This is a genomic window from Nostoc sp. DedQUE09, assembly GCF_034530915.1.
Classification (GTDB): domain Bacteria; phylum Cyanobacteriota; class Cyanobacteriia; order Cyanobacteriales; family Nostocaceae; genus Nostoc.
This window is the reverse complement of record NZ_JAVRCE010000001.1, coordinates 323,012-330,012: the sequence shown is the minus strand read 5'-3', so window position 1 is coordinate 330,012 and position 7,001 is coordinate 323,012. Positions and strand designations below refer to the sequence as shown.

General features: G+C 37.6%; 5 protein-coding genes. 3 read left to right on the top strand and 2 right to left on the bottom strand.

Annotated features, from left to right (window positions below; translation table 11 throughout):
* Nucleotides 1-937 precede the first annotated feature (937 nt).
* Nucleotides 938-2,221: a diguanylate cyclase domain-containing protein gene (locus tag RMY27_RS01410; RefSeq protein WP_322659778.1), complete on the top strand. Its 1,284-nt coding sequence runs from the start codon at nt 938-940 to the stop codon at nt 2,219-2,221.
* Nucleotides 2,222-2,290: 69 nt separating this feature from the next.
* Nucleotides 2,291-2,851 (top strand): sugar O-acetyltransferase, encoded by a 561-nt coding sequence (locus tag RMY27_RS01405; protein WP_322659777.1) that lies wholly within the window; start codon nt 2,291-2,293, stop codon nt 2,849-2,851.
* 129 nt (nt 2,852-2,980) lie between these two features.
* On the opposite strand, the gene RMY27_RS01400 is transcribed toward RMY27_RS01405, so the two are convergent.
* The gene (locus RMY27_RS01400; RefSeq protein WP_322659775.1) at nt 2,981-3,361 is read right to left on the bottom strand and encodes a calcium-binding protein; all 381 of its coding nucleotides are present in this window, start codon (nt 3,359-3,361) and stop codon (nt 2,981-2,983) included.
* A gap of 326 nt (nt 3,362-3,687) precedes the next feature.
* A complete protein-coding gene (locus RMY27_RS01395; RefSeq protein WP_322659773.1) occupies nt 3,688-4,683 on the bottom strand; it encodes a DUF1517 domain-containing protein in 996 nt (331 codons plus the stop codon).
* An 883-nt stretch (nt 4,684-5,566) separates the two neighbouring features.
* On the opposite strand from RMY27_RS01395, the gene RMY27_RS01390 reads away from it, so the two are divergent.
* Nucleotides 5,567-6,799, top strand: a complete 1,233-nt coding sequence (locus RMY27_RS01390) for a glycosyltransferase family 4 protein (RefSeq protein ID WP_322659771.1) — start codon at nt 5,567-5,569, stop codon at nt 6,797-6,799.
* The last annotated feature ends 202 nt before the right edge of the window (nt 6,800-7,001 follow it).

The following is a 7,001-nucleotide window of genomic DNA, read 5'->3' as shown; positions in this document are numbered from 1 at the left end:
TTGTCTCACTCACACTCGACGCTCTATTATATGCAACTTCAATGTAAATTGATATGAATACCAAAAAACTAAAAAATATCGCGATCTGTTGATGAACATTTAACTTGCATATTTTCAGAGGACAGCAATTGTGATTAAGTATTAACCAAAAACTATAGAGCTAGTATTTGATTTTTAAAATAAGCGTAGTGGCGTGGCAAGGATAAAATAGTGCATTAAAAATGTCTCCAATATTGAGATTTGAGAAATATAACTAATTTCTCTATTGCAAATATTTAGGCTTGCCCTGCTATTACAAGCATACTGAGATTTTCTTCAAAAAATTACGATTAGTTATATGACTAATATTTATTAGTAATACGAGTTCACTCATCATTCAAGATTTCAGACTGTTTTATACCGTAACCTAAATCTCATCTGATATAAAAACTATTTGGAGGTCAAGCATAATTAAACTCTTTAATTACAAGTAATAATTAATTATTAGTAATAATATTCTTGTGAATGTATATTATTATATTACATACAACACACTTTAGATTTCTTTTAACTTATCTTAAAGTAAGATACTGTGATTCTATTCCATGAAATTTTTTCTTGATTAATTTTTATATAGATATTATACTTAGTGTTTATACTTTCCCAAAAAATTATTGTATACATTTTAAAATCATTTTTTGAGTGCTTGATAATTACATTCTAATTTTAATTTGATGTTAGTAGCATCATATTAACTATATGAATTAATCAAAATTAGCTTTGATAAACATAGAAATTGTCGGAGGTTAATAACATGACGCTATTTACTCATTAGTCAGTATTAATATCAAGCAAGAATACAGGGTAGTTAAAGATTGTTTATGATAAGATAAGCACTTTTGACTTGAGTTGACACTGACAACAAAAATCTGAACCTTAGCAAACAGGTTATCGTAACATGTTCGCCCGCAAAATCTTAGTTGTTGAGGACGAAAAAAATATAGCCTCAAATATTAGAAAAAGTTTACAAAAATTAGGTTATCTAGTATCAGAAATAACTAAATCTGGTGAAGAGGCAATAAAAAAAGTAGCAGAAACTCATCCACATTTAGTATTAATTGATATCTGCCTAGCTGGAGAAATAGACGGTCTCCACGTAGCTGATATTATTCAGAATCACTTTCATGTGCCTGTAGTATATATAACGGAGTATTCGGAATATAAAACATTACATAAAAATCAGCTAAGTCAGCCTTTTACTTACATAGCCAAACCATTTATTGAAAGTAATTTACATTTTGTGATTGAAATGACCCTGTACAAACATCAGAGTAAAAAAATATTATACGAAGAAAAACAGAGGTTGATGGCAATTATTAATAGTATGGGCTGTGCAGTGATTGTGACCTATGCAAACGGTTGTATTGAAATGATGAATCCCATAGCAGAACTCATCACTGGTTGGAAGCAAACTGAAGCATTCGGGAAAGATTTAATAGAAGTTGTGAACTTAGTTAATAAAGATGTAGGAGAAAAAATCGAAAATTTGGTCACTGATGTAATCGAAGCAGGGGAAGTTTTAAATTTACCAGAAAACTGTGCATTGATTACCAAAGATGGCAAAGAAATAGCAATTGGGGATAATGTTGCGCCTATCCGCGATCGAGATGGCAATATTACTGGCGCGGTTTTAGTTTTTCAAGACATTACTAAACGTAAGCAGACAGAGGCGCAACTGATCCGCAATGCATTTTATGATGGGCTAACAGAATTACCGAATCGTGTTTTATTTTTAGATCGGCTCAGACAAACCATTGAACGTAGCAAACGCAGAAGCGATTATTATTTTGCAGTTTTATTTTTGGATTTAGATGGCTTTAAAGAGATTAACGATCGCTTTGGGCATGGAATAGGAGATGATTTTTTAGTAGCGATCGCTAGACGTTTAGAGTCATGCTTACGTAGTGGCGATACTGTAGCACGATTTGGTGGTGATGAGTTTACTGTTCTTTTGGAGGATATTAAAGACATTACCGACGCTACTAATGTTGCCAAACGTATTCAAGACTCCTTAAGATTGCCAGTTAACCTGAATGGATATCAATTATCTACTACAGCTAGCATTGGTATTACTTGGAATTTTAGTAATTATGAGGAACCTGCAACTTTGCTGCGGGATGCTGATATTGCGATGTACCAAGCTAAACGCCAGGGAAAAGCTACTTATGCCATATTTAGTTAAGAATGGAATATGCTACTCTAGGGGCTACTAAGGTTATGGTATACAACCGAAAAGCCCTATAATTCTGTCATGGAAAAAACCGAAAAACAGAAAATGCTTGCAGGCGAATTATATCTGGCCGAAGATCCAGAATTGGCTGCCGACATGAAGCGAGCTAGTCGTCTATTGCGAAGTTACAATTCTACAACCGAAGAACAGCAAGAGCAACGACAGCAAATTTTGCAAGAATTATTTGGAAACATCGGTGACAAAGCATTAATAGTCCCACCCTTTCACTGTGACTATGGCAGTAATATTTTTGCTGGCGACAAATTGTATATGAACTATGGCTGTGTAATTTTAGACTGTAATACAGTTCATATTGGTGAAAATGTTTTGTGCGCTCCTTATGTGCAAATTTATACTGCCTATCATCCGACAGAGCCAGAAATTCGTCTTTCTGGTAGAGAGTTAGCTGCCCCAGTTAACATTGGTAATAATGTCTGGATTGGTGGCAATGCAATTATTTGTCCAGGCGTAACTATTGGTGATAACACAACCATTGGTGCTGGTAGTGTAGTTGTCAAAGATATACCTGAGAATGTTGTCGCTGCTGGCAATCCCTGCCGTGTCATTCGGTATTTATCCTAAAATTTAACAAAACAGAATTCAGGAGTCAGGAGCCAGAATTGAATTCTTTATGACTTACGGACTTAGACAAGCGCTCAGGCGATCGCTGAAAATAGGTTTAAGTTTGCCACTTTGATTCTGAATTCTTCTTCAAAATTTATAACCTCTAGCAATCCAATAGAACCAGTCTGCGATCGCTTCTTGAGTTTCACTGTCAGCATCAATGGCTGCTATTTCAGATAATTTTGCAGAATATACATCTTCATCCTTACCATTAATATAAGCCACTTCTACATACATATCTTTTAAGCACTCATCATCTGGAGCCATTCCCAATACTTCCACTTGTTTCTCCTCGACAGCACCTGATTTGCGTCCCTTCTTAGTCCATGTAGCCAAAAAGGGAAAATTCAGAACCTCTTCGAGGTGGTAGTACCAACCCATAGCCCGGTCTTCTTTGTCTTCAGCATCTACAATGATCTCCGTTTTAATGCGATGCTCTCGGTTTTCGTCGGCTTCAACACTAGGCATAAGATAACACTTTGCGTATAATTCATTTTGATAATACTACCAAAATGTTTCTAAAATCATACTTAAATATATCAATTATGTCCGCTTAATTACTTATTCACCTCTGAGAACCCCGCCCCTTAATCCCCTCTTTGTAAACTCTTACAGCAAGGTGGGGTGAAATGACTGTGGAAATCATAACTAATTATTTGGAAATGATATAAACTCTACAAAAAACCGCTTGTCATTGACAAGCGGTTTTCTAGTTATTGTTCTTAAGGGGAACTTATTCGTTGCACCAAGATGCAAAGTTTTTCTTAGCGCTTAAGCGCAAAATTTCTCAGAGATTAAACAAGTCTCAAATCTGGATAATTTGCTAACACATCATCAGATGTGAGGGTATCATTTTCAGCTTGAGGAGTCCAAAGAACTTCAATTGCTAGAAGTCTCTCGCTAGGGATACTACCAATTTGCCGCAAAGCTTGACGCAAATCATCAGCACTATTAATAGCTGTGGGGATGTCAAACTTACCTAGTGTCGCCGCCAGCAAGGTGACAACAATGTATTCGCCAGGGCCTTCGGTAAATAGACGCGTGGGGTTGTCGAGTTCGCCAGCTGGAGGTAAAGCATCTTTGGCAAGGGCTGCTCTTAGCTGGTTGTTGACGTTAGAAAGAGTTTCTTCGCTAAACTTGCTGCGTTCTGCCAGTGACAGTCGATTAAACTGACTTTCAGCTGAATTTAAACTGGCTTGTTGAGTGCCACCACCTGCATATACAAAGTATTCTGGATGGCGGAGTAAAGCTAGACTGGCTTCTTGGAGAATTTCTGCTCTGCCTTCTGGGGTGTTAGTATCAGCAGTTTCAGCAATGTGGTTGAGTTCATTTTGCAATTCACGGGCTTGAGCTAACAAACCTACTTGCAAACGAGTTACAGAAACAGGAGAGTTACTGCTGTAATCTGCTTCTGGTGTTTCACCGCTAGAGACGCGGCGGAAGGTTTGCAATAAGAAATTAGCGATCGCAAAGAAAATTAAGATGCCAAACAGACCACCAAATCCTCCTCCAATACCCCAGAAGGGAAGTAGGAAGGGAAAGCCAAAGCCACCACCAAAGCCACCACCATAACCACCCCCAGGATAGTAGCCGCCTCCGCCAGGAGGTGCATAGGTGCGCGGTGTATAGGTGCGGCTGGAAGGCGCTCTAAAGGAGCCACCACCGATGCGACCCCCACTGCGGGCTGCTAACGCGCCGTCAGCGTGACCAAGAGCCAAAGCTAACACCAAGCTTAGGGCTAAGAAGGTTTTTAACAGCGGTTTGATGGTTTGTTGTAGTTTTTTACGCATAAGACAATCGCTTGAAAAACGAAATTATTATTTATGATTTCTCCCGATGGTGGGAGCAGTGTTGCAGGATGTTACTAAGGCTAGCCTGTAACAAGCAAGTTTGTAGCATTCACGTAGCATTGCTTTTTAGAGACTACATATTCAATTTACCGCGTCTTATCTTGGGTAAGTAGCGATCGCAGGGGGGATTTCTCGACTGGGGAACCGTACCTAAAGACATGTTTATCCTCACAGAAATTGCGATGTCTATGACGGGCTACGCCTACGGGCAATGGTTTGCTATGCCTTAGACTAGTTTCAGACTACAGGTTTGAATTATACAGATGATTTTAATTTTTAGTGATTATTTTGACTAATTTTTTTAATCTTTCACTGAAGAAGTAATACTATTTCTGAACTTATTACTTAATATTCAGCACGGGCAAAACGCCTTGCTACTACCAACAGCACTCATTAATACATCTGGCATCTGAGAATTTACGTTTACGGAGGAAGCTAGTCAGTGCGTGCAATCCTTATAAATTATTCACAATAGACATAATTCGTGGCATTTTGGCACAATAGTTTAAGTGTTTAAAATATTCTCTTGAACATAGCTAAATTTCGGAATTTTCGCAGCAGTTGTTCACTGAGCATTTTCGCTACAAGTGTTGATTTTTATTTTTTGTTCATTATGCACAGAAACTCTCAAATAATGATAAATTTGCAACAAAAATAAAATCAACACAATAAAAAAACAATCTTTCTGACTAATCTTCTAAAATAGGTTTCAAATTTGTCTACCAAATTCGTTTTAAAAGAAATAAAATAATAATGATGGCTTTGAAAGTAATTCTAATTGTAAATATTAAAAACTATTTGAAATATAGTCATCAACTTTATTATGGAACATATTTCTCAACTAACAGCCGAAATCAGAGATAAAGCTGCATACCCAGATATCCTAGTCATATCCCGGATCTTTCTGCCGAAAGAAGCTGTAATTGGGGAATATATCTACAATCGTTGTCTGCAAGATCCAGAACGAATAATTGTGCTGGCAGCTAGTTGCTCAGGAGATGAAGTATTTGATCAGAGTCAACAGTTTCCTGTGTATCGTTGGTATTATCCTAAATATTGGCGTAGTGGCTATATGGGAAATATCCTCAAGCCTTTGGTCAATATCGTCTGCTCATTTGTCCTAGCAATTAAACTCTATTTTCGCTATCACTATCGTTACATAGAGTGGGGCCATGGCTATGATTTTCCTTCATTGTTGCTATTGAGCTATTTGTTACCTATTCGCTTTTTTATCCATCTGCACGGCAACGATCTTCTTTGCACTTTACATAATCCCGTGCTGCGATCGCTATTTAAATTAACACTCAAACGCGCCGAAGGCATTGTTTGTAATAGTTCTTATACAAGAGACTACCTGAGAACTGCTTTCCGATTAGATACTCCTACCCACGTCATTAACCCCGTAATCAGACCAGAAAAATTTGGTAATAATGTAGCCAGTCCCAGTAGCCTTGATGATTTACGGGTTCGCGTGCGTCAGACGTACAACATTCCCGAAACAGCAATAGTGATTCTCTCCATCGGCAGGCTAGTAAAACATAAAGGTTTCGACCGAGTAATTGATAATATTCCAATACTGCTAACTTTTGGGGTTGATGTCCACTATATACTCTGCGGTCAAGGGCCAAGTGAGTCAGAACTGAAATCTCTGGCACATCGTTTGCGGGTTGATAAGCGCGTCCACTTTGCCGGATATGTGCCAGAGCGAGAATTAGCAGGTTATTATGCAGCTTGCGACATATTTGCCATGCTGACTTTATCAGATACTAAACCTAATAATATGGAAGGTTTTGGTATCGCTTATTTAGAAGCAAGTTACTTCGGTAAGCCTATAATTGCCCCTCGTTTAGGCGGTGTTATAGACACAGTTCAGCATGAAGAAAATGGGATACTAGTTAATCCCAATTCTGGTTATGAAGTTTTTCAAGCTTTCAATCGCTTGTGCAAAGACCAACAACTACGCGAGCAACTCGGTCGTAAAGGTAAAGAATTAGCCAAGCGTAGAACTCTTCATAGATCGCTTTATAAATCAGAGGAAAAAAACGCAATTTTGTGAAATTATTTTATTAACTAAACCGGATTTAATCATCAAATTAAAAAAATATCAAAAAGGGCAATTTACTATAAGCCATATTTCTGGATAACCTTTAACAAATTTCTTTACAAATGAGCAAGATTACAGTGTAAAATCTCGTTTGTGATGTGATTAAATGTGCAATGAAAAACATCTGGTTTCGCATAGAGCAATTTCTTTGGCA

Bases quoted from the DNA above. Each gene is read 5' to 3' on its own strand.
- RMY27_RS01410 (WP_322659778.1), top strand. From the start codon at position 938: ATGTTCGCCCGCAAAATCTTAGTTGTTGAGGACGAAAAAAATATAGCC.
- RMY27_RS01405 (WP_322659777.1), top strand. From the start codon at position 2,291: ATGGAAAAAACCGAAAAACAGAAAATGCTTGCAGGCGAATTATATCTG.
- RMY27_RS01400 (WP_322659775.1), bottom strand. From the start codon at position 3,361: ATGCCTAGTGTTGAAGCCGACGAAAACCGAGAGCATCGCATTAAAACG.
- RMY27_RS01395 (WP_322659773.1), bottom strand. From the start codon at position 4,683: ATGCGTAAAAAACTACAACAAACCATCAAACCGCTGTTAAAAACCTTC.
- RMY27_RS01390 (WP_322659771.1), top strand. From the start codon at position 5,567: ATGGAACATATTTCTCAACTAACAGCCGAAATCAGAGATAAAGCTGCA.